Here is a 22,627-nt window from a genome sequence, read left to right on the forward strand (position 1 = left end):
GCGGGGCAGTCTCCCGAAGGGGCCCGAAGACGTTAACGTCGCGGGAAGGGGGCGATTAGACGGTCAAAGCCGAACGCGCCTATATCGGGAATTCATGGATTAAGAGGTCGGCACCCTATTTCCGCGCCCGGCAGGGGTAACCCGGGACGGCCTGCAGCGGGGATGCATATATGAACCGGAGGGATAGGGTCATGCCGTTTGCACGATCTAATGGAATGCCCCTGCCGGTGATATTCAGGTTACGGCTCATGAGGTGCCACCATCGGCCCCGTTCCCCGATCGGGCGGGGCGAAAGCCGGCGGACAGGGGATTTGCGATGCAGACACGGGTTCTGGGAAAGAGCGGGCTGGCGGTTTCGGCCCTTGGTTTCGGCTGCATGGGCCTCGACTTCAGCTATGGCCACAAGGTGACGCGGCAGGAAGGCATCGGCCTGATCCGCAAGGCGGTCGAGCTTGGCGTAACCTTCTTCGACACGGCCGAGGTCTATGGCCCCTTCACCAACGAGGACATGGTGGGCGAGGCGCTGCGCCCGCTGCGCGACCGGGTCGTGATCGCCACCAAATTCGGCTTCGAGATCGTCGACGGCCGCATGGCGGGGACGAACAGCCGCCCCGAAAATATCCGCCACGTCGCGGATGCGTCGCTCAAAAGACTGGGGATCGACGTCATCGACCTGTTCTACCAGCACCGGGTCGACCCCCATGTCCCGATCGAGGAGGTGGCGGGGACGGTCAAGGATCTGGTCGCCGCGGGCAAGGTCAGGCATTTCGGCCTGTCCGAACCCGGCGCCCAGACCGTGCGCCGGGCCCATGCCGTCCATCCGGTCGCGGCCTTGCAGAATGAATATTCGCTTTGGACGCGCGGACCGGAAACCAACGGCATCATCGAGACTTGCGAGGAGCTTGGCATCGGCCTCGTGCCTTACAGCCCGCTGGGCAAGGGGTTCCTGACCGGCACCATGGGCAAGGACACGAAAATCGCGGAGAATGATTTCCGCAAGATACTGCCGCGCTTCACCCCCGAGGCGATGGAGAGAAACCAGGCCCTGGTCGATCTGCTGAAGCGCATCGCCGGCGAGAAGAGCGCGACACCGGCGCAGGTCGCCCTGGCCTGGCTGCTGGCGCAGCGGCCCTGGATCGTCCCGATCCCCGGCACCACCAAGCTGCATCGGCTGGAGGAGAATCTCGGTGCCGCGGATGTCGCGCTGACGGCGGCCGATCTGGCCGCCATCCGCCTGGCCCTGGCTGAAATCGATATCGAGGGGGCGCGCTACCCGGCGCAACTCCAGGCCATGCTGGGCCTCTGATCCGGCGCATCGGAAACCGGGGGGGCGAACGGCGCAGCGACGCGCTCAGCGCTGTCGGCATCGGCGGCGGCTGGGAACTGGCCTTCCCCCTCGATCACCCGGCCGCCACGGTAAAGCCGGAGACGGCGCGTCTGTTCTTCCAACTCGGGGGCAGTTTCCGAGCATGTGAGGCGGGCCTCCCATGCCTGCCGGGCCGTCCGGCTTTCGTTCCACCCCGGGGCCGGGCGGGGCAGTTGTCATTTCTCCGGGGCTTGACTACCGTCGCCTTGGATGGTGGCGGTCAAGGGTGGACGAGCGTGAGCACGTGGGATTTCTGGATCGACCGGGGCGGCACTTTCACCGATATCGTCGCCCGCCGCCCGGACGGCCGGCTTCTCGCCCATAAGCTGCTGTCGGAAAACCCCGAGGCTTACCGCGATGCCGCCATCCAGGGCATCCGCGACCTGATGGGGGGGGCGCCGGGCGCGGCCATCGATACCGCGGCCATCGGCGCGGTGAAGATGGGCACCACGGTCGCCACCAATGCGCTTCTGGAACGGAAGGGCGAGCGGGTGGTGCTGGTGACGACCCGGGGCTTCGGCGATGCCCTGGAGATCGGCTATCAGGCCCGGCGCGATATCTTCGCCCTTCAGATCGTCAAGCCCGATCAATTGTCGGAACGGGTGATCGAGGCGGACGAGCGCCTACTGGCCGACGGCACGGTGGCGGTCCCGCTGGACGAGGCGGCCCTGCGCCGCGACCTTGCCGCCGCTTTCGAGGCCGGGATCCGCGCCTGCGCCATCGTCTTCATGCATGCCTATCGCTTCCCGGACCACGAGCGCCGGGCCGCCGCCCTGGCGCGGGCGCTCGGCTTCACCCAGGTCTCGGTGTCGAGCGAGGTCAGCCCCCTGATCAAGCTGGTGGGGCGGGGCGATACCACCCTGGTCGATGCCTATCTCTCGCCGATCCTGCGCCGCTATGTCGATCAGGTGCGGGGCGAATTGCCCGGCCTCGAGGACGACAACCGCCTGATGTTCATGACGTCCGGCGGCGGCCTGACCGCGGCGCGCCTGTTCCAGGGCCGGGACGCCATCCTCTCGGGCCCGGCGGGCGGCGTGGTCGGCTGCATCGAGACCGCGCGCCTGGCCGGCTTCGAGCAGGTGATCGGCTTCGACATGGGCGGCACTTCGACCGATGTCTCCCATTTCAGCGGCGACTATGAACGCGCCTTCGAGACCGAGGTGGCAGGGGTGCGCATGCGGGCGCCCATGATGCTGATCCATACGGTTGCCGCCGGCGGCGGCTCGATCCTGAAGTTCGACGGCTTGCGGGCGACGGTCGGGCCGGACAGCGCCGGTGCCAACCCGGGCCCCGCCAGCTATCGCCGGGGCGGGCCCCTGACCGTCACCGATGCCAATGTGATGGTGGGCAAGCTGCTGCCGGGTTTCTTCCCCCGCATCTTCGGCCCGGGCCGCGACCTGTCCCTGGACCGGGAGGTCGTCGCCGACCGCTTCCGCGCCCTTGCGGCCGAGATGGGCGAGGGGCGGGAGGCGGCGGCGGTCGCGGACGGTTTCATCCGCCTCGCGGTCGAGAACATGGCCAATGCGATCAAGCAGATCTCGGTCCAGCGCGGCCATGATGTCAGCGGTTACGCCCTGCAATGTTTCGGCGGCGCCGGCGGCCAGCATGCCTGCCTCGTCGCCGATACGCTGGGCATCGAGACCATCCTGATCCATCCCTTCTCCGGCCTGTTGTCCGCCTATGGCATGGGCCTGGCCGATATCCGCGCCAGCCGCCAGCGCACGGTGCAGCAGGGCCTCGAAACCGATCTCGAAGACCTGATCGACGAATTGGCCGCCGAGGTCCGCGAACAGGTGGCGGACCAGGGCGTGTGGCCGGCGGCGATCGAGGTCGTGGTCCAGGCCCTGGTCCGCTACCAGGGCTCGGACAGTACGCTTGCCGTCCCCTACGACCTGCCGGGGGCGATGCGGGCGGCGTTCGAGGCGGCGCATCGGGCGCGCTTCGGCTTCATCGACAACGACAAACCCCTGGTGATCGAGGCGATCTCGGTCGAGGCGATCGGCCATGGCGCCGATCCCGCCGATGTCGCCGCGCCGGCGGCGGCCGGCGGCCCGGTGGCGCCGGCGGCGGAAACCCGTTTCTATTCCGGCGGCGCGTGGCACGCGGCCGGTATCTTCCGGCGGGAAGCCCTGGGCGCGGGCGCCCGGGTCGCCGGCCCGGCCCTGCTGATCGAAGCGCATCAGACCGTCGTCGTCGAGCCCGGCTGGCAGGCCGGGGTGACGGCGGATGATTTCGTCATTCTGCACCGTATCGCGGCCCGCCCGGCGGCCCAGGCCGTCGGCACCACGGCGGACCCGGTGATGCTGGAGATTTTCAACAATCTGTTCATGTCGATTGCCGAACAGATGGGGGCGACGCTGCAGAACACCGCCTTTTCGGTGAACATCAAGGAAAGGCTCGACTTTTCCTGCGCCGTCTTCGATCGCGACGGCCATCTGGTCGCCAATGCGCCCCATATGCCGGTGCATCTCGGCTCCATGGACCAGTCGGTCATGTCGATCATCGCGCGGAATGCGGCGATCCGGCCGGGCGACGCTTTCGTCCTGAACGCGCCCTACAGCGGCGGCACCCATCTGCCCGATGTCACCGTCTGTTCCCCGGTCTTCGACGAGGGCGGGGCGGAAATCCTGTTCTGGGTCGCCAGCCGCGGCCACCACGCCGATATCGGCGGCATCGCCCCCGGTTCCATGTCCCCGCTGGCCACGACCATCGAGGAGGAGGGGATCTATATCGACAATTTCAAGCTGGTCGAGAACGATGCCTTCCGCGAGCAGGCGGTGCGCGACCTGCTGGTCCGGCCGCCCTATCCGGCACGCAACCCCGAACAGAATATCAACGACCTGAAGGCCCAGGTCGCGGCCAATGCCAAGGGCGCCCAGGAATTGCACCGCATGGTGCGCCATTTCGGCCTCGACGTGGTCCGGGCCTATATGGGCCATGTCCAGGACAATGCGGCCGAAAGTGTCCGCCGCGTGATCGATCGCATGGCGGCGGACCGCAGCTTCGAGGTGGCGACCGACGACGGCAGCGTGATCCGGGTGCGCATCACCGTCGACCGCGCGGCGCGGGCGGCGACGGTCGATTTCACCGGCACCTCGGCCCAGCGCGGCGACAATTTCAATGCGCCCGAACCGGTGACGCGGGCGGCCGTGCTCTATGTCTTCCGCACCGTGGTGAACGAGCCGATCCCGATGAATGCCGGCTGCCTCCGGCCGATCCGCCTCGTGGTCCCACCCGGTTCCATGCTGTCGCCGCGCTATCCGGCGGCGGTGGTCGCCGGTAATGTCGAGGTCAGCCAATTGGTGGTCGATGCGCTGTTCGCGGCACTCGGCGCATTGGCGGCCGGGCAGGGGACGATGAACAACCTGACCTTCGGCAACGCGCGTTACCAATATTACGAAACCATCTGTTCCGGCGCCCCGGCCGGCCGGGGCTTCGACGGTGCCGCCGCGGTCCAGACCCATATGACCAATTCACGCCTGACCGATCCGGAAATCCTGGAAACCCGCTTCCCCGTGGTCCTGGAGGAGTTCAGCATCATGCGCGGCAGCGGCGGCCGCGGGCGCTGGCACGGCGGCGACGGTACGCGGCGCACCCTTCGGTTCATCGAGACCATGGACTGCGCCATCCTGTCGGGCCGGCGCGTGGTCGCCCCCTTCGGCCTCGACGGCGGCGAGCCGGGCCGCACCGGCCGCAACCGGGTGCGGCGCCATGACGGCACGCTCGAAGACCTGCCCGGTTGCGCCCAGACCGTGCTGGCGCCGGGCGATGCGGTCACCATCGAAACCCCGACGCCCGGCGGCTTCGGGGCGGCGGCGAAGACGGGAGCGAACGGATGACCAGGAATTTCCCCGCCGCCTATCAGGTCACGCGCGGCGGCGCGCTCGACGTCGACCGCGCCTTCTACGACCGCATCGCCCGGGCCGGGGAGCGGGAACGGGTCCAGGCCTTCGAAATCCCGATCCGCAGCGCCCAAGCCTGGGAAGTGCCGGCGGGCCACGTCTTCCGCATCCTGACGGTCGAAGGGCCGCAGGTCGGCGACCTCAATATCTGGAACGCCCGCGATCCCCGGGAACGCTTCTGGGCGTCGCGCACCCGGCAATTGCAGGCGGCCCATGTCACCACCTACGACCGGCTATGGTCCAACCTGCCGTTCCTGCGCCCGCTGGCGACGATCACCAGCGACACCTTGGCGGGCTATGGCGTGGACGACTACGGCGGGCGGGTGCACGACCTGCTGGGCACGCGCTGCGACCCTTACGTCAACCGCCTGCTGACCGGCGAGGATTTCCACTTCCACTGCCATTCGAACCTGTGCCGGGCGGTCTTTCCCCACGGCCTGACCGAGTTCGACGTGCATGACGTGCTGAACGTCTTCCAATGCACCGGCCTCAATCACGAGGACAAGTATTTCATGCGCTATTGCCCGGCGCGGCCGGGCGACCACCTGGAATTCTTCGCGGAGATCGACCTGCTCTGCGCGCTTTCGGCCTGTCCCGGCGGCGACCTCTCGGTGCCGCTCTGGGGGCCGGAGGCGCGCGATCCCCTCGATGTCTGCCGGCCCCTCGGGGTCGAGGTCTATCGTCTCGACCCCGCGCTGCTGGCGGGCTGGAAACCGCCGGAACGCGCCCCCTATCGGGGCTTTCACGGCTTCAAGGCCGAGCAGGGCCCCTGGGCGGGGGTGGGGGAATGATCAGGCGGCGTTGACGATCCGCTCGAAATTGGCCCAGACGCCGTCGGCGCCGTCCCAGGTGCCGCGGCTGGCACCCTTCGAATATTCGGTGGCGCGCTGTTCGAAGAAATTGGCGTGTTCGACGCCGTTCAGGATCTCGACCAGCCAGGGCAGGGGATGCGCCTTCAACTGCCGGTAGCTGCCGTCGACCGCCTCGAAATGGCCATAGACCGGGGTCAGGCGCAATTGGGTCAGGCGCCAGTCGGCGACATAGCGGACATAGGCTTTGATGTCTTCCGGCGTCATGCCCTTGATGCCGCCGATGCCGAAGGCGAGATCGATGAATTTCTCCTCCAGGCCGACCATGGTCCGGGCGACGTCGACGATATCGTCCTTCACCGCCTTGGTCAGGCAGCCGGTCTCGGCGTTCCATTCGTGGAACAGGCGGATGATGCCTTCGCAATGCAAGGATTCGTCGCGCACCGACCACGAGACGATCTGGCCCATGCCGCTCATCTTGTTGTGGCGCGGGAAGTTCAGGAGCATGGCGAAGGAGGCGAAGAGCGCCATGCCTTCGGTGAAGGCCCCGAACATGGCCAGCGTGCGCGACACGTCGGCGACGGTGCCGACGCCGAACGTGTGCATGTAATCCGCCTTGTCGCGCATGGCGGCATAGTCGCGGAAGGCGGCGAATTCGGTCTTCGGCATGCCCAGCGTCTTCAGCAGCAGGGCATAGGCATCGATATGCACCGTCTCCATATTGGTGAAGGCGCCCAGCATCATCTGCACTTCCAGCGGCTGGAAGATCGGCAGATAGCGCTTCATGTAATTGTCGCCGACCTCGACGTCGCTTTGCGTGAAGAAGCGGAAGATCTGGGTCAGCAGGGCGCGTTCCTCGTCCGTCACCCGGTCCGAGGTCCAGTCCTTGATGTCGGCGCCGAGCGGCACTTCCTCGCCCATCCAATGGGTCTGCTGCTGGCGCTTCCAGCACTCATAGGCCCAGGGGTAGCGCTCGACGTCATAGGTCCCGGTCGAGGTGAGCAGGCCGACGCGCCCGCTGCCGATCAGGCTGCGGGGGTCGAGGTGGCCGATCCCGGTCACTGACATGCGAGGCACTCCTCATAATCCTTGCGCGCCGCGGGCGCTTCCAGCTTGCCGGCGAAACCGGCCCGGCTGACCGACTTGGACCGGCAGTAGTAAAGGCTCTTGATGCCCTTGGCCCAGGCCGACCAATGCAGCATGTGCAGGTCCCATTTGTCGGCATCGGCGGGGATATAGAGGTTCAGCGACTGGCTCTGGCAGATGAAGGGGGCGCGATCCGCGGCGAGTTCCACCAGCCAGCGCTGGTCGATCTCGAAGGCGGTGCGGAACACGGCCTTCTCGTGCTCGTCGAGACCCTCCAGGTGCTGGACCGAGCCTTCGTGTTCGAGGATCGAGGTCCAGGTTTCCTGGGTATCCAGGCCCTTTTCGGCCAATAGGTCGGTCAGATAGGGATTGCGCACCACGAAGGCGCCGGACAGGGTCTTGTGGTTGTAGATATTGGCCGGGATCGGCTCGATGCAGGCCGAGGTCCCGCCGCAGATGATGCTGATCGAGGCGGTCGGGGCGATGGCGATCTTGTGGCTGAAGCGGGCCTTCAGGCCGCGTTCCGCTGCATCCGGGCAGGCGCCGCGCTCCTCGGCCAGCAGCACCGAGGCGGCGTCGGCCTCCTGGCGGATCTTCTTGAAGATGCGCATGTTCCACGACTTCGCCATGGCGCTTTCGAAGGGAATGCCCTTCGATTGCAGGAAGGAGTGGAAGCCCATGACCCCGAGCCCGACCGACCGCTCGCGCATCGCGGCATAGGTGGCCCGCGCCATGGTCGGGGGCGCATTGTCGATGAAATCGGTCAGGACATTGTCGAGGAAACGCATCACGTCTTCGATCAGGCCCTCCTCGTCACGCCATTCGTCGTAAGTCTCGATGTTCAGGGACGACAGGCAGCACACGGCGGTGCGGTCCTCGCCCCGGTGGTCGATGCCGGTCGGCAGGGTGATCTCGGAACAGAGGTTGGAGGTCGAGACCTTCAGCCCCAGGTCGCGCTGGTGCTTGGGCACCGCCCGATTCACCGTATCGATGAAGAGGAGATAGGGTTCGCCGGTCTGCAACCGGGTTTCCAGGATGCGCTGCCACAATTGCCGGGCATCGATGTGACGCATGACTTCGCCCGACTTCGGGCTGATCAGGGGGAATTTCTCGCCCGCCTTCACCGCGTCCATGAAGGCATCGGTGATATTGATGCCGTGGTGCAGGTTCAGGCCCTTGCGGTTGAAGTCGCCGGACGACTTGCGGATTTCGAGGAATTCCTCGATCTCCGGGTGATGCACGTCGAGATAGACCGCGGCCGAGCCCCGGCGCAGCGAGCCTTGGGAGATCGCGAGGGTGAGCGCATCCATGACATGGATGAAGGGAATGATGCCGGAGGTCTCGCCGCAGCCCTTCACCGGCTCGCCGATGGAACGCACCTGGCCCCAATAGGTGCCGATGCCGCCGCCGTTGGAGGCGAGTGCCACATTCTCGTTCCAGGTGCCGACGATGCCGTCCAGGCTGTCGGACACCGTGTTCAGGAAGCAGGAAATGGGCAGGCCGCGGGTGGTGCCGCCGTTGGAAAGAATGGGTGTCGCCGGCATGAACCACAGGTTCGAGATGGCGTCGTAGATGCGCTGGGCGTGGTCGGCGTCGTCGGCATAGGCGCAGGCGACGCGGGCGAACAGGTCCTGATACGATTCGCCCGGCATCAGGTAGCGGTCGTCCAGGGTCGCCTTGCCGAAGGCGGTGAGCTTGGCATCGCGCGACCGCACCAGTTTCAGGTCGGCAGGCAGCGGGCGGCGCGGCACCAGCGCGGGGGCAGGGCGCGGCGCGGGCGCGGCTTTGGCGGCGGGGGCGGGCGTGGTCGCGGCCAGTTGATCCTTGCGCGTGATTTCAAAGGCTGGCAGCGACACCGGCATTCCCCCAGGATTTCGGCAGAGTCGGGGAGCCTTCGTCCGAATCAGCTTCGGCCGTCGCAATCCCCCCGGAGCACCCCGCCCGTGGACAACATATGCAGCGTGGCCGGTCTCCTGGCTCGCGGGTCGATGCCCCTCCGTCTGCCTTCCCAGGCGCCCCGGAAACCGGCTTGCCCAGTGGCTTTCGTCGACGGCGGCTCGCCGCTTACAGTCGCGGGGGCGGCTTCGGCATCGAGGGCGAAAGGCCCGCTACCGAATTCCCTCTACCCCGAATATGGTGTTCCGGGGTGCCACGCTGACAACATCTTGTGGTCGGTCGGGCTGAATCGTCAAGGGGCTGAATGGGGCCGGTGTGGCGATTTTATGAAGCCGCGGGCTGCCGCAGGGCTTCGATGGCGTCGATCTCGGCGGCGGCGGTGGCGTTGCATGTCGCCTCGATGGCGCGGAAACGCGCGATCAGGCAGCGGCCGAGCGGGGTGAGTTCGGCGCCGCCGCCGTGCCGGCCGCCCATCTGGGCGCTGACCACGGGCTGGCCGAAGATGCGGTTCATCTCGGCGACCAGGTCCCAGGCGCGCTTGTAGGACATGTTCATCTCGCGGCTCGCGGCGGCGATCGACCCTGCCGCCGCGATCCGTTCCAGAAGCTCGATCTTGCCGGGGCCGAGCCAGCTGTCGTCGTCGAAATAGAGCCTGATCTTGAAGTGGGGCATGGCGTCCTCTCAGCGGCCGAAGCGGCGCGCGGCATCGATGGCAAGGCCAAGGCCGACGCTGCCGAAAATATCCCCCTCGACCGGCCGTGCCCCGGGCAGATGGGCCAGGATGCGGCGGCGGATCGCCGGGATGGCGGTCGAGCCCCCGGTGAGGAAGACCGATTGAATAGCCTCGCCCCCGATGCCGGCAAGCGCCAGGCATTCGTCGATGCCGCGGATGATCGCGGCGATGTCGGGGGCGAGCGCCGCCTCGAGGTCGGCGCGGGTGACGGTCACCGGCAGGGGCTGGTGGAAGGGCAGGTCGATGGCGGCTTCTTCCCGGGCGGACAGAGCGATCTTTCCCGCCTCGACCGCGCTGGCCAGCCGGTGGCCGTTGCGTTCCCGCAGCAGTTCCATCAGGCGGTCGATCAGGTCCGGCCGGTCCGCCTGGGGGCGGATGGAGCGGAGATAATTCATGTTCGACGCGGTATAGAGCGAGGGGATGCGATGCCAGGTGGCGAGATCCTGGTACAGCCGGATCGGCATGGGCAGTTTCTTCGGCCCGATCAGGACGTTCAGCCCCAGTTCCGGCATGGCATGGGCAAGGCTCAGGCGGCGGTCGAAATCCGTGCCGCCGATATGGACGCCGGCGCGGCCGAGGATATCCGTCCCCCGGTCCGCCTGCCGGGCATGGGCGGGCGACAGGCGGGTGACGGCGAAATCCGAGGTGCCGCCGCCCAGATCGACGATCAGCGCCAATTCCTCACGCGTGACCGCCTGTTCGTAGTCGAGGGCGGCGGCCACCGGCTCGAACTGCAACTCGATGTGGCGGAAGCCTTGCGCCCGGGCGATGGCGACCAGTTCCGCCTCGGCCCGCCGGTCCGCCTCGTCGTCGTGATCGACGAAGCGGACCGGGCGGCCCAGCACCACCTGGTCGATCTCGCGCCCCAGGCGGGCTTCGGCGCAATGCTTCAGGTGGCGCAGAAACAGGCCGATGATGTCGCGCACCGGCACCTGGCGGCGGTTGACCTGGGTGGTTTCCTCGATCAGCGACGAGCCGAGCACGCTTTTCAGCGCCCGCAGCAACCGGCCCTCGGTGCCGTCGATATAGGCGGCGGTGCCGTCGCGGCCGAAGCGGGCGCGGTGCTCCTCATAGTCGAAGAAGATCGAGCTGGGCAGGGTGACCTGCTCCCCCTCCAGCGGGCAAAGCGCAAAGCCATTGCCCGAGACGATCCCCACCGTCGAATTCGACGTCCCGAAATCCAACCCGCAGAAAGACGCTGACATGACCCGGGCCCCGAAAAGCAAACGGCCCCGGATGGGGGGGCCGCGTCGGCCCCGATCTTGGCGTTTCGGCTGCCGGCGGGCAAGATGCAATCGCTGAACGGCCGGCCGACACGGCCGAGGAGGAGCCCGTCTTGTCCGATTCCGTGCTTCTGGACTGCGATGCCGAGGGCATCGCCACCATCACCCTGAACCGCCCCGAGGCACGCAACCCGATTTCCGACCAGGAGGTGATCGAGGCCCTGCTCGCCGTGTTGCGCCGGCTGGAAGCGGACATGAGCGTTCGGGTCGCCATTCTCACCGGGGCGGGCTCGGCCTTTTCGTCCGGCGGCAACCTGAAGGCGATGGGGGAACAGGGTGGCCTGAACCATGCCCTGCCGGCGGAAACCCGGCGCAATTACCGCTATGGTATCCAGCAATTGCCGCTCGCCTTCGAGGCGCTGGAAGTGCCGGTGATCGCGGCGGTGAACGGGCCGGCGATCGGGGCGGGCTGCGACCTGACCTTGATGTGCGACCTGCGCATCGCCTCCGACAGGGCGCGCTTCGCCGAAAGTTTCGTGAAGGTCGGGCTCATTCCCGGCGACGGCGGGGCCTGGCTGCTGCCCCGCGTGGTCGGCTTCGCCAAGGCTTGCGAAATGGCCCTGACCGGCGATGCCGTCGATGCGGCCGAGGCGCTGGCCTGCGGCCTGGTCTCGAAAGTGGTGCCGGCCGAACGGCTGATCGACGAGGCGAAGGCCCTGGCGCGGCGGATCGCCGTGAACCCGCCCCATGTGGTGCGCATGACCAAGCGCCTGCTGCGCCAGGCGTGGCGCGCGGATCTCGGCCCCATCCTCGAACAATCGGCGGCGCTTCAGGCCCTGGCCCATGCGACCGCCGATCACAAGGAGGCGGTGGCGGCCCTGCTGGGCAAGCGGCCCCCGGTGTTCCAGGGGCAATAGGGGCTCAGTTCCGGTCGCCTTCCAGGGTGCGCAGGGCCAGCATGGCGGCGGCGGTGCGATTCTCGACGCCCAGCTTGTCGTAGATCGTTTCCAGGTGCTTGTTCACCGTCCGCGGCGACAGGCCCAGGATTTCGGCGATGTCGCGGTTGGATTTGCCGCGCGCCAGCCACATCAGCACCTCGCCCTCGCGCGCGGTCAGGCCGAGCTTGTCGCGCAGCACGATTTCCTGGGCCGGCTGGTCCAGTTCGGCCAGTTGCAGCAGCAGTTCCTGGGCCCCGGTGCGGCCGACGAAGCCGAATTGCAGCTTGCGCCCGGCGATCGCCGGCGGGGTGAAGCGGGGCGGCGCATTGTCGCCCGCCGCCAGTTGCGCCACCCAGTGCACCGCCTCGGCCGAAAGGCGGCCGGCGCCACCGTCGGCGGAGAGCAGGCGCGCGGCCTGGGGCGTCGACCACAGGATCCGGCCGGCCGGATCGACCCCGAGGAGATAGCGCCCGGTGGCGTCGAGGGCCGCCCGCGCGCTTTGCGTCAGCCGGGCATTGGCGAGATGGACGCGGATCCGCGCCACCAGTTCGTCGGGCGCGATCGGCTTGGTGACATAATCCACCCCGCCGGCAGCAAAGCCCGAGACGATGTGCTCGGTCTCGGACAGCCCGGTCATGAAGATGACGGGAACATGGGCGATGGCCGGGATGCGCTTCAGGTGGCGGCAGGTCTCGAAGCCGTTCATGCCCGGCATGACCGCATCGAGCAGGATGACGTCCGGCGTGATCTTCTCGACCAGCGACAGGGCGGCCTGGCCGGCGACGGCGACGAGGACGGTCAGGCCCGCTTCCTCGATCGCATCGGTCAGCATGCCGAGGGTGCCCGGGCTGTCGTCGACGACGAGGACGATGTCACGGGCCGTCATGGGGTCCACCGGTCGATAGGCGGCGTAGGGTGTCCATGTATTCATCGAGGGCGAATCCTCTCACCATGGACCGCAGCGCGGTCGTGAAGGCCAGGGCCTGTGGGTGTTGCTGGTCGATCTCGTCCAGCTTGGCGCGGATGCCGCGGACATAGCCGATCTCGCCCAGTTTCAGCAGGTCTTGCAGATGGCGGGCGGGCGGCAGGGCGGCCGCGTCGAAACGGGGCGGGCCGGCGATGGCGGCGGGCGACGCCGCCTCATGGGTCCAGGACAGGTTCAGGACCCGGCCGATGGTCTCGAACAGGCGGCGCAGGTGGACGGGCTTGACCAGGAAGGCATCGTGCGGGTCGTCCGGGTCGCCGCCCGGGCGGTATTCATTGGCATTGGCCGAGACCATGACGATGCGCGGGCGCCAGTCCCCGGCCGCGGCGGTCTCGCGCAGGCGGTGCGCCACCTCCCAGCCGTTCATGTCCGGCATCGAAATATCGAGCAGGACGAGGTCGGGCCGGGCGACCGCGGCAAGCTCGATGCACGAGGTGCCGTCCGCCGCGCCGAACACGGTGAAGCCGACGGGCGAAAGCGAATCCTGGATCAATTCGCGGTGATCCGCCTCGTCGTCGGCGACCAGCACCGTGCGCACCGGGCCCAGATAGCCGCGGATCACCGGGTCGCGCTCGCGCTCCTCGACCGGCTTGCCCGAGGTCGAGAGCAGCAGGCGGACCTTGAACAAAGTGCCCTTGCCGAAGACGGAGGAGACCGAAATCTCGCCGCCCATGATCTCGGTCAGCAATTTGGTGATGGTAAGGCCGAGGCCGGTGCCGAGGGAGGCGAAGGCATTCGGCTGCCGGCCCCGCTCGAAGGGATCGAAGATGCGGCCGATGTCGTCCGGGTGGATGCCGATGCCCGTATCCACCACCTCGAATTCCGCCATCGGATCGCGGAACCGGATGCGCAGCGCGACATGGCCGTGGCGGGTGAATTTGATCGCGTTGGAGAGAAGGTTGATCAGGATCTGGCGCAGGCGCTTCTCGTCGGTGAAGACGACGGCGGGCAGGGTCGGGGCTTTCTCGAAGATGAAGTCGATACCCTTGCCCTGGGCCTGGAGCCGGAACATGCCGACGATCTGGTCCAGGAATTCGTCGGTCTGTACCTCGTCGCGGTGCAGGTGCAGGCGGCCGGCCTCGATCTTCGAGATGTCGAGCAGGCCCTCGATCAGCCCGGTCAGGTGCTCGGCGCTGCGCCGGATCACCTTCACCGCATCCTGGCGGTGGGGCGGCATGGCGGGATCGCGGTCGAGCAACTGGGCATAGCCGAAGATCGCGTTCAGCGGCGTGCGCAATTCGTGGCTGATGCCGACGACATAGCGGGTCTTGGCCAGATTGGCGTTCTCGGCCGCTTCCTTGGCCTTTTGCAGCTTGGCGTCGGTGACCTTGTGGGCCTCGATCTCCTGCATCAGCAGGGTGGTCTGGCGGCCGGATTCCTCTTCCGCGACATGGCGGCTTTCCTGGGCGAGGACGAAGAGCCAGGCGGCGACCCCGGTGATGATGAAGAGGATGAAGAAGATCGACCACATCATGCTGGCGAGGGCCGGATTATGCCCGCCGCTGTCCAGCGTGCCCTGGTAATAGACCAGCCACAGGGTGAGGCCGATCACCCCGGCCGCGATCGCCTGCATGCCGATATAATGGCCGAGGCGGGAATTCAGCCGGTCGACCAGGCGGGCCGGCATGATGGTGCCGAGCAGGGCGAGAATCTGGTCCGGGATGCGGGCCTTGTCCTTGCAGCCGTCGTGGCAGCGGGCGTCGAGCGAGCAGCACAGGGAACAGATCGGCCCGCCATAGGCGGGGCAGAAAGCCATATCCTCGGGCTCGAACCTATGCTCGCAGATACAGCAGGCGATCGATTGCCGGGCCCGCCAGTTCCGCCGCGGCGTGCGGGCGATGTAATAGCGGCCCTTGGTGACCCAGGCGATCACCGGCGCGGTGGAAAAGGCGACGAAGAGGGCGAGAAAGGGGGCAAGGGCCTGCATCTCGGCCCCGAACAGGCCGAACAGGGCGATCGAGGCCACGCCCGTCGCGATCAGCATGGAGCCGACGCCGACCGGGTTGATGTCGTAGAGATGGGCGCGCTTGAATTCGATGTGTTTCGGCGACAGGCCGAGCGGCTTGTTGATCACGAGGTCGGACACGATCGCCCCGACCCAGGCGATCGCGATCACCGAATAGAGCCCGAGGATGCGTTCCAGCGCGTGATAGATGCCCAGTTCCATCAGGAGCAGGGCGATCGCCACGTTGAACACCAGCCAGACCACCCGGCCCGGGTGGCTGTGGGTCAGGCGCGAGAAGAAATTCGACCAGGCGATCGAGCCGGCGTAGGCATTGGTCACATTGATCTTGAACTGCGACAGCACGACGAAGGCGCCGGTGACGCCAAGTGCGACCCCCGGATCGTCGAACATGGTGCCGAAGGCGACCAGATACATCTGGGTCGGCTCCGCCGCCTGTTCGACCGCGATGCCGTGGCGGAGGCACAGCACCGCCAGCAAGGATCCCGCCAGCATCTTGAGGACGCCGAGCACGATCCACCCCGGCCCCGCGGCCAGCAGCCCGGCCCACCAGCCGAACTTCTCCCGCCGGGTCTTCGGCGCCGCCGGCAGGAAGCGCAGGAAGTCGACCTGTTCGCCGATCTGCGCGACCAGGGAAAAGATGACCGAGGCGGCAAGGCCGAAGGCGATGAGGTCGAGGCCGCCGTCGGCCGGGCCGTGGCGCCCGGTATGGGACTTCCAGTCGCCGAAGATCTCGCCGCCCGAAAAGATCAGGAAGGCGAAGGGCATCAGGTGCAGCACGATCCAGAACGGCTGTGTCCACATCTGCACCCGGCTGATCCAGGTGATGCCGTGGGTAACCACAGGGATAACGGCCAGGGCGCAGACGATATAGCCGAGCGAGGGCGGCAGGCCGAACAGCATCTCGAGCGCGAGCGCCATGATCGCCGCCTCGATCGCAAAGAAGATGAAGGTGAAGGAGGCATAGATCAGCGACGTCAAGGTCGAGCCGATATAGCCGAAACCCGCACCGCGGGTGAGAAGATCGATATCGACACCGTAACGCGCGGCGTAATAGGAAATGGGCACCCCGGTCAGGAAGATCAGCAGGCCGACGACGAGGATCGCCAGGGTCGCGTTCGAGAAGCCGTAGGAGAGGGTGATGGCGCCGCCGATCGCTTCGAGCGCCAGGAAGGAAATGGCGCCGAGGGCGGTATTGGCGACACGGAACGACGACCAGCGGCGGGCCCCCTTGGCGGTGAAGCGCAGGGCGTAGTCTTCCAGGGTCTGGTTCGCGACCCACTGATTATACTGGCGGCGCACCCGGACGATGCGCTGTCGTGCCGACATCCCCTGGCCCCTCGGTTACGCAACGTGCCAACAAGATACGCATGTCCCGCGCTTGATACGCAATGCCGGCGGCGCCCCATCGACCGCGACATGACGCAAGAGTGATGCGTCATTGCTGCGCTGCAAATACGCAGTTCTGCGTATGGTTGCGATGCACAAAAAAATCTGACCATCGCCTCGCAGGGACGCAAGTCCCGATCGGATCTGACAGGGATCACTGACAGGAGGGGCGTATGGCTGCCGACGATACCAATGAACAGAAGGGCCTGACTTCGCCGCTGCGCCGGCAGTTGCTGAAGGGCATGGCGGCGCTGCCCGCGGTCGCGGCCTTCGGCGGCGCCCCGCGCGCCGGCTTCGCGGCCGACGGCGTCAACACCACCGGCCTTGCGGTCACGGATACCGAGGTGACGGTCGGCATCCTGCATTCGGTGACCGGCACCATGGCGATCTCGGAAACCGGGTCGGTGCAGGCGGAAAAGCTGGCGATCGAGCAGATCAACGCCGCGGGCGGCGTGCTCGGCCGCAAGATCAAATACATCCAGGAGGACGGCGCGTCCGACTGGCCGACCTTCGCCGAAAAGGCGAAGAAACTGCTGGTCAACGACAAATGCGCCTCGGTCTTCGGCTGCTGGACTTCGGCCAGCCGCAAGGCGGTGCTGCCGGTCTTCGAGCAATACAACGGCATGCTCTACTACCCGACCTTCTATGAAGGTCTCGAACAGTCGAAGAACGTCATCTACACCGGCCAGGAGGCGACCCAGCAGATCATCGCCGGCCTCGACTGGGTGGTGAAGGAGAAGGGCGCGAAGACCTTCTACCTGCTCGGCTCCGACTATATCTGGCCGCGCACCTCGAATAAGATCGCGCGGAAGCACATCGAGAATTTCCAGAAGCTCGAAGTGGTGGGCGAGGAATATTTCCCGCTCGGCCACACCCAGTTCAACTCGGTCATCAACAAGATCAAGCTGAAGAAGCCCGATGTGATCTATGCGATCATCGTCGGCGGTTCCAACGTCGCCTTCTACAAGCAGCTGAAGGCCGCCGGCTTCGACCTCGAGAACAAGCAGACCCTGCTGACCATCTCGGTTACCGAGGACGAGATCCTCGGCATCGGCGGCGAGAACATCGTCGGCGCCTATGCCTGCATGAAGTATTTCCAGTCCCTCGACAACGAGAACAACAAGAAGTTCGTCGAAGCCTTCAAGGCCATGTGGGGCAAGGACATCGTGATCGGTGACGTTACCCAGGCCGCCTATCTCGGTCCCTGGCTGTGGAAGGCGACGGTCGAGAAGGCCGGCTCTTTCGATATCGACAAGGTGGCGGCGGCCTCGCCCGGGATCGAGTTCAAAGAAGCCCCCGAAGGCTACGTCCGCATCCACGAGAACCATCACCTGTGGTCGAAGACCCGCGTCGGCCGCGTCCGCAAGGACGGCCAATACGACGTGGTCTATGAGACCGCCGACCTGGTGGAACCGAACCCGTTCCCCGCCGGCTACCAATAAGCCTTGCGTCGGGGCCCGGCCCGGCCGGGCCCCTTTGGGCGTTGCGTGTTTCAACCGTCGTGCGGGGTGACGCGGCCATGTTCGATTATTCGTTTGCCGAGCTAAGCTCGATCCTGGTGATGCAGGGCTTCGCCGGGCTGATCCTGTTTTCGGTCTTCGTGCTCATGGCGCTCGGGCTTGCCATCATTTTCGGCCAGATGGGCGTCATCAACATGGCGCATGGCGAGTTCATGATCCTCGGCGCCTATGTGACCTATCTGACGTCGCATCTCTTTCTCGAATTCCTGCCCTTCGCCTATCCCGCCTATTTCTTCGTCGCCATGGTCTTCGCCTTCGTGGTGGCGGGCGCCCTCGGCCTGCTCGTCGAATGGGCGATGATCCGGCATCTCTATGCCCGGCCGCTCGACACGCTGCTCGCCACCTGGGGGCTCAGCCTCATCCTGCAGCAGATCTTCCGCTCGACCTTCGGCGCACGCGAGGTCGGGGTCGAACTGCCCGACTGGATGATGGGCTCGCTGGCGCTCAGCGATACCATCGAGGTGCAGATCAACGGCCTCTTCGTCATGGGCCTCACGGTGGCGATCACCGTCGCCGTGCTCACCCTGCTGTTCAAGTCGCGCTGGGGCCTTCAGGTGCGCGCCGTCACCACCAACCGCACCATGTCGGGCGCGGTCGGCATCGATACGCGGCGCGTCGACCGCATGACCTTCGGCCTCGGCTGCGGCGTCGCCGGCGTCGCCGGGGCGGCCTTCACCATGATCGGCTCGACCGGGCCGACCTCGGGCCAGCTCTATATCGTCGATACGTTCCTCGTCGTCGTCTTCGGCGGCGCGCAGAGCCTGATCGGCACCGTCGCCTCGGCCTTCACCATCTCGCAGAGCCAGTCGGCGCTGGAATTCTTCATCTCCGGCTCCATGGCCAAGGTGCTGACGCTGCTCATCGTCATCGGTCTCCTGATGCTGCGGCCCCAGGGCCTCTTCGTCCTCAAGGTGCGGAGGTGATCCTCATGACCAAGGAAACGCTCGCCCGTCTCGCCCGCGAATGGCTCGGCTTCGGCCTGCTCGCCTTCGTGCTGATCGCGATCTTCCCGTCCGTGCTCGACGATTTCCGCCTCAACCTCGTCGGCAAATATCTCTCCTTCGGCTTCGTCGTCCTCGGGCTGGTGCTGTGCTGGGGCTATACCGGCATTCTCAGCCTGGGGCAGGGGATCTTCTTCGGGCTCGGCGGCTATTGCATCGCCATGTTCCTGAAGCTCGAAGCCTCGACGCCGGAAAACACCGCGATCCAGTCCACCCCCGGCATTCCCGACTTCATGGACTGGAACCAGCTGACCGAACTGCCCTTCTTCTGGGAACCGTTCCATTCCTTCGCCTTCACCGTCTTCGCCATCATGGCGGTGCCGGCGGCGATCGCCTTCATCCTCGCCTATGCCATGTTCAAGCGCCGCGTCGGCGGGGTCTATTTCGCCATCATCACCCAGGCGGTGACGGCGGTCCTCACCATCCTGATCATCGGCCAGCAGGGCTATACCGGCGGCATCAACGGCATCACCGACCTACGCACCCTGATGGGCTGGGACATCCGCACCGACGACGCGCGCTTCGCCCTCTATTTCATCTGCGTCGCCCTGCTGCTCGTCTGCATCCTGATCGGGCGCTTCGTCCTGAAATCCAAGCTCGGCCGCATCCTGGTCGCCATCCGCGACAAGGAGGAGAGGGTGCGCTTCTCCGGTTACGACGTCGCCAACTTCAAGGTCTTCGTCTTCTGCACGGCGGCGGCGCTGGCCGGCATCGGCGGGGCCATGTTCACGCTCCAGGTCGGCTTCATGTCGCCCACCATCATCGGCATCGTGCCCTCGATCGAGATGGTGATCTTCTGCGCGCTGGGCGGCCGCCTGTCCCTGATCGGCGCGGTGGCCGGGGCCCTGATCGTCAATGCGGCGAAGACCACCTTCTCCGAAATGTTCCCGGAACTCTGGCTCTTCGCCATGGGCGGCCTCTTCATCGGCGTGACCCTGTTCTTCCCCAAGGGCCTGGCCGGCCTCGTCGACGACTATGTCCGCCCGTTCCTCGGCCGGCATCTGCTCGGCGTGAAGCCGAACGATCGCCCGGCCCCGACCCCCGCCGAGTGAGAGGAGGAGACCCATGCCCGTCATCGGCCCCGTCGTCGAAAGCGATATCCTGCTCGCCCTTGAAGGCGTCACCGTCTCCTTCGACGGCTTCAAGGCGGTGAACGACCTCTCCCTCTACATCCAGAAGGGCGAATTGCGCGTGATCATCGGCCCGAACGGCGCCGGCAAGACCACCGTGCTCGACCTCATCTGCGGCCGCACCAAGGTCTCGGAAGGTTCCATCCAGTTCAAGGACACGGAAGTGACCCGGCTGAAGGAACACGAGATCGTCCGCCTCGGCATCGGCCGGAAATTCCAGAACCCCTCGATCTACGAGGACCTGACCGTGTTCGAGAACCTGGAGATTTCCTATCCGAAGGGCCGGGGCGTGTTCGGCGCACTGGGCTTCCGGCGCAGCAAGGACGTGATCGACCGCATCCACGAGATCGCGGAGATGATCTTCCTGAAGGACCATCTCGACACCCGCTCGGAAATCCTCAGCCACGGCCAGAAGCAGTGGCTCGAGATCGGCATGCTGCTGATCCAGGACCCGGAACTGCTGATGCTCGACGAGCCGGTCGCCGGCATGTCGGTGGCGGAACGGGTGAAGACCGCGGAATTGCTGAACCGCATCATCGAGGGCCGCGCGGTGATCGTGATCGAGCACGACATGAAGTTCGTCGAATCGATCGCCCACAAGGTCACCGTCCTGCACCAGGGCAAGGTGCTGGCCGAGGGGCGCATGGAAGTGATCCAGGACGACCCCAAGGTCCGCGAAGTCTATCTCGGCCATTGAGATTGGAGAGGTAACATGCTCGACGTTCGCGACCTCAAGGTCTGCTATGGCCAGAGCGAAGTGCTCCACGGCCTCAACTTCACGGTGAAGCCGGGCGAGATCGTCGCCGTGGTCGGCCGCAACGGCATGGGCAAGTCGACGCTGATGAAATCCCTCGTCGGCATCCTGCCCACCGCCGCCGGCAGCGTGTCGCTGGGCGAGGCCGAGGTGCACCGCCTCGCCTCGCACCAGCGGGTGAAGCAGGGCATCGCCTATGTCCCGCAGGGGCGCCAGATCTTCGGCACCATGACGGTGAAAGAGAATATCGAGACCGGCCTGATCGTCTCGGGCCGGAAGCAGGTGCCGGAGGAACTCTACGAGATCTTTCCGATCCTCAAGGAATTCGCCAAGCGCCGGGGCGGCAATCTCTCGGGCGGGCAGCAGCAGCAATTGGCGATCGCCAGGGCGCTGGCGACCAACCCCAAGGTCCTGCTGCTCGACGAGCCGACCGAGGGCATCCAACCCTCCATCATCAAGGACATGGCCAAGGTGCTGCGCCAGATCCGCGACATGACCAACCTCTGCATCGTCGTCTGCGAACAGGTGCTGAGCTTCGTGCTCGATGTCGCCGACCGTGTCCTCGTCATCGAGAACGGCCGCATCGTCCACGAGAACACGCGCGCCGAGGTGGACGAGGAAAAGATCAGCCGCTTCCTCGCTGTGTAATCAATCGGGTTTAATCGGAAGGGAGACCCCCATGGCTAAGACGTTGATTGAGGTGGATCTGTCGACTTCTCCTTACGAGAACGACATGGTCCACAACCGCTGGCACCCCGATATCCCGATCGTCGCCTGGGTGAAGCCGGGCGACGACTTCGTGATCGAGACCTACGACTGGACCGGCGGCTTCATCAAGAACGACGACGATGCGGCGGACGTGCGCGACGTCGACCTCACCACCGTCCACTTCCTCTCGGGCCCGATCGGGGTCGAGGGGGCAGAGCCGGGCGACCTGCTGGTGGTCGATTTCCTCGACATCGGGGCGAAGCAGGACAGTCTCTGGGGCTTCAACGGTTTCTTCTCGAAGAAGAACGGCGGCGGTTTCCTGACCGATCACTTCCCGAATGCCCAGAAGTCGATCTGGGATTTCCACGGCATGTTCACCACCTCCCGGCATATTCCGGGCGTGAAATACGCCGGGCTGATCCACCCCGGCCTGATCGGCTGCCTGCCCGACCCGAAGCTGCTGGAGACCTGGAACAAGCGCGAGGTCGATTTCATCGCCACCAACCCGACCCGGGTGCCGCCCCTGGCCAATCCGCCCTTCGCCGGCACCGCCCATATGGGCCGCCTGGCGGGCGAGGCCCGCGATGCGGCGGCCGCGACCGGCGCCCGCACCGTGCCCCCGCGCGAACACGGCGGCAATTGCGACATCAAGGACCTGTCGCGCGGCTCGAAATGCTTCTTCCCGGTCTATGTGCCGGGGGGCGGCCTTTCCATGGGCGACCTGCACTTCAGCCAGGGCGACGGCGAGATCACCTTCTGCGGCGCCATCGAAATGGCCGGCTGGCTGCACATCAAGGTCGATATCATCAAGGGCGGCATGGCCAAATACGGCATCAAGAACCCGATCTTCAAGCCGTCGCCGATCACGCCCAACTATAAGGACTATGTGATCTTCGAAGGCATTTCGGTCGACGAGGCGGGCGCCCAGCATTATCTGGACGTCCATGTCGCCTATCGCCAGGCCTGCCTGAACGCCATCGAATACCTGAAGAAATTCGGCTATTCCGGCGCCCAGGCCTATTCGATCCTGGGCACCGCGCCGGTGCAGGGCCATATCTCGGGCGTCGTCGACATTCCGAATGCCTGCGCCACCCTGTGGCTGCCGACCGAGATCTTCGATTTCGACATCAACCCCAGTGCCGCCGGTCCGACCAAGTTCCTGACCGGCGACATCGACATGCCCATCGCCTTCGACTGACCCGACCCGGCCCCGGCCGCGCGGCC

General features: G+C 66.2%; 16 protein-coding genes and 1 riboswitch. Of the genes, 10 read left to right on the forward strand and 6 right to left on the reverse strand.

Features of this window, described 5'->3' with window-relative positions; translation table 11 throughout:
- The first annotated feature begins 316 nt into the window (after positions 1-316).
- The 3 genes from DKG75_RS00430 to DKG75_RS00440 all read left to right on the forward strand — a co-directional run bounded on the left by DKG75_RS00430 (position 317) and on the right by DKG75_RS00440 (position 6,059).
- Positions 317-1,306: an aldo/keto reductase gene (locus tag DKG75_RS00430; RefSeq protein WP_109919112.1), complete on the forward strand. Its 990-nt coding sequence runs from the start codon at positions 317-319 to the stop codon at positions 1,304-1,306.
- 296 nt (positions 1,307-1,602) lie between these two features.
- Positions 1,603-5,205 carry a hydantoinase B/oxoprolinase family protein gene (locus DKG75_RS00435; protein WP_109919113.1) on the forward strand — a complete coding sequence of 1,201 codons (3,603 nt, stop codon included), beginning with the start codon at positions 1,603-1,605 and terminating at the stop codon, positions 5,203-5,205.
- Positions 5,202-6,059, forward strand: coding sequence for an urea carboxylase-associated family protein (locus DKG75_RS00440; RefSeq protein ID WP_109919114.1), 858 nt, complete (start codon positions 5,202-5,204; stop codon positions 6,057-6,059). Before DKG75_RS00435 ends, DKG75_RS00440 begins: the two co-directional genes overlap by 4 nt.
- Here the strand turns inward: DKG75_RS00440 and DKG75_RS00445 are convergent, their stop codons facing one another.
- From DKG75_RS00445 to DKG75_RS00460, 4 genes are all read right to left on the reverse strand, one after another.
- Complete coding sequence (locus DKG75_RS00445; protein WP_109919115.1) at positions 6,060-7,145, reverse strand: ribonucleotide-diphosphate reductase subunit beta; 1,086 nt, start codon at positions 7,143-7,145, stop codon at positions 6,060-6,062. It abuts the gene before it with no gap.
- Positions 7,136-8,914, reverse strand: a complete 1,779-nt coding sequence (locus DKG75_RS00450; protein ID WP_243746510.1) for a ribonucleoside-diphosphate reductase subunit alpha — start codon at positions 8,912-8,914, stop codon at positions 7,136-7,138. The genes DKG75_RS00445 and DKG75_RS00450 overlap by 10 nt, the downstream gene beginning before the upstream one ends.
- Before the next feature lie 195 nt (positions 8,915-9,109).
- Positions 9,110-9,332: riboswitch (cobalamin riboswitch) on the reverse strand.
- A gap of 51 nt (positions 9,333-9,383) precedes the next feature.
- On the reverse strand, positions 9,384-9,731 hold the full coding sequence (locus DKG75_RS00455; protein WP_109919117.1) for a winged helix-turn-helix domain-containing protein: 348 nt from the start codon (positions 9,729-9,731) through the stop codon (positions 9,384-9,386).
- A 9-nt stretch (positions 9,732-9,740) separates the two neighbouring features.
- Positions 9,741-10,997, reverse strand: coding sequence for an Hsp70 family protein (locus DKG75_RS00460; protein WP_109920088.1), 1,257 nt, complete (start codon positions 10,995-10,997; stop codon positions 9,741-9,743).
- Between the two features lie 131 nt (positions 10,998-11,128).
- Here DKG75_RS00460 and DKG75_RS00465 point away from each other — a divergent pair, with 131 nt between their 5' ends.
- On the forward strand, positions 11,129-11,932 hold the full coding sequence (locus tag DKG75_RS00465) for a crotonase/enoyl-CoA hydratase family protein (protein WP_109919118.1): 804 nt from the start codon (positions 11,129-11,131) through the stop codon (positions 11,930-11,932).
- A gap of 4 nt (positions 11,933-11,936) precedes the next feature.
- Here DKG75_RS00465 and DKG75_RS00470 read toward each other — a convergent pair whose 3' ends face one another.
- Entirely contained in the window at positions 11,937-12,839 is a 903-nt protein-coding gene (locus DKG75_RS00470) for a response regulator transcription factor (RefSeq protein ID WP_109920089.1), read from the reverse strand.
- Positions 12,826-16,230, reverse strand: a complete 3,405-nt coding sequence (locus DKG75_RS00475) for an ATP-binding protein (protein ID WP_109919119.1) — start codon at positions 16,228-16,230, stop codon at positions 12,826-12,828. The genes DKG75_RS00470 and DKG75_RS00475 overlap by 14 nt, the downstream gene beginning before the upstream one ends.
- A 233-nt stretch (positions 16,231-16,463) precedes the next feature.
- Here DKG75_RS00475 and urtA point away from each other — a divergent pair, with 233 nt between their 5' ends.
- The 6 genes from urtA to fmdA all read left to right on the forward strand — a co-directional run bounded on the left by urtA (position 16,464) and on the right by fmdA (position 22,601).
- The gene (gene urtA, locus DKG75_RS00480; RefSeq protein WP_109919120.1) at positions 16,464-17,732 is read left to right on the forward strand and encodes an urea ABC transporter substrate-binding protein; all 1,269 of its coding nucleotides are present in this window, start codon (positions 16,464-16,466) and stop codon (positions 17,730-17,732) included.
- Between the two features lie 77 nt (positions 17,733-17,809).
- On the forward strand, positions 17,810-18,733 hold the full coding sequence (gene urtB / locus DKG75_RS00485; protein ID WP_109919121.1) for an urea ABC transporter permease subunit UrtB: 924 nt from the start codon (positions 17,810-17,812) through the stop codon (positions 18,731-18,733).
- A 5-nt stretch (positions 18,734-18,738) separates the two neighbouring features.
- Positions 18,739-19,863 carry an urea ABC transporter permease subunit UrtC gene (gene urtC / locus DKG75_RS00490; RefSeq protein ID WP_109919122.1) on the forward strand — a complete coding sequence of 375 codons (1,125 nt, stop codon included), beginning with the start codon at positions 18,739-18,741 and terminating at the stop codon, positions 19,861-19,863.
- A 13-nt stretch (positions 19,864-19,876) separates the two neighbouring features.
- Entirely contained in the window at positions 19,877-20,638 is a 762-nt protein-coding gene (gene urtD, locus DKG75_RS00495; RefSeq protein WP_109919123.1) for an urea ABC transporter ATP-binding protein UrtD, read from the forward strand.
- Positions 20,639-20,653: 15 nt separating this feature from the next.
- On the forward strand, positions 20,654-21,343 hold the full coding sequence (gene urtE, locus DKG75_RS00500; protein WP_109919124.1) for an urea ABC transporter ATP-binding subunit UrtE: 690 nt from the start codon (positions 20,654-20,656) through the stop codon (positions 21,341-21,343).
- A gap of 31 nt (positions 21,344-21,374) precedes the next feature.
- Positions 21,375-22,601, forward strand: a complete 1,227-nt coding sequence (fmdA, locus tag DKG75_RS00505; protein WP_109919125.1) for a formamidase — start codon at positions 21,375-21,377, stop codon at positions 22,599-22,601.
- Positions 22,602-22,627: the final 26 nt, after the last annotated feature.

Source organism: Zavarzinia compransoris (assembly GCF_003173055.1).
Classification (GTDB): Bacteria; Pseudomonadota; Alphaproteobacteria; order Zavarziniales; family Zavarziniaceae; genus Zavarzinia; species Zavarzinia compransoris.

Coding starts and splice junctions, on each gene's coding strand:
- DKG75_RS00430 (WP_109919112.1), top strand. CDS start 317: ATGCAGACACGGGTTCTGGGAAAGAGCGGGCTGGCGGTTTCGGCCCTT.
- DKG75_RS00440 (WP_109919114.1), top strand. CDS start 5,202: ATGACCAGGAATTTCCCCGCCGCCTATCAGGTCACGCGCGGCGGCGCG.
- DKG75_RS00445 (WP_109919115.1), bottom strand. CDS start 7,145: ATGTCAGTGACCGGGATCGGCCACCTCGACCCCCGCAGCCTGATCGGC.
- DKG75_RS00455 (WP_109919117.1), bottom strand. CDS start 9,731: ATGCCCCACTTCAAGATCAGGCTCTATTTCGACGACGACAGCTGGCTC.
- DKG75_RS00460 (WP_109920088.1), bottom strand. CDS start 10,997: ATGTCAGCGTCTTTCTGCGGGTTGGATTTCGGGACGTCGAATTCGACG.
- DKG75_RS00470 (WP_109920089.1), bottom strand. CDS start 12,839: ATGACGGCCCGTGACATCGTCCTCGTCGTCGACGACAGCCCGGGCACC.
- DKG75_RS00475 (WP_109919119.1), bottom strand. CDS start 16,230: ATGTCGGCACGACAGCGCATCGTCCGGGTGCGCCGCCAGTATAATCAG.
- urtA (WP_109919120.1), top strand. CDS start 16,464: ATGGCTGCCGACGATACCAATGAACAGAAGGGCCTGACTTCGCCGCTG.
- urtB (WP_109919121.1), top strand. CDS start 17,810: ATGTTCGATTATTCGTTTGCCGAGCTAAGCTCGATCCTGGTGATGCAG.
- urtC (WP_109919122.1), top strand. CDS start 18,739: ATGACCAAGGAAACGCTCGCCCGTCTCGCCCGCGAATGGCTCGGCTTC.
- urtD (WP_109919123.1), top strand. CDS start 19,877: ATGCCCGTCATCGGCCCCGTCGTCGAAAGCGATATCCTGCTCGCCCTT.
- urtE (WP_109919124.1), top strand. CDS start 20,654: ATGCTCGACGTTCGCGACCTCAAGGTCTGCTATGGCCAGAGCGAAGTG.
- fmdA (WP_109919125.1), top strand. CDS start 21,375: ATGGCTAAGACGTTGATTGAGGTGGATCTGTCGACTTCTCCTTACGAG.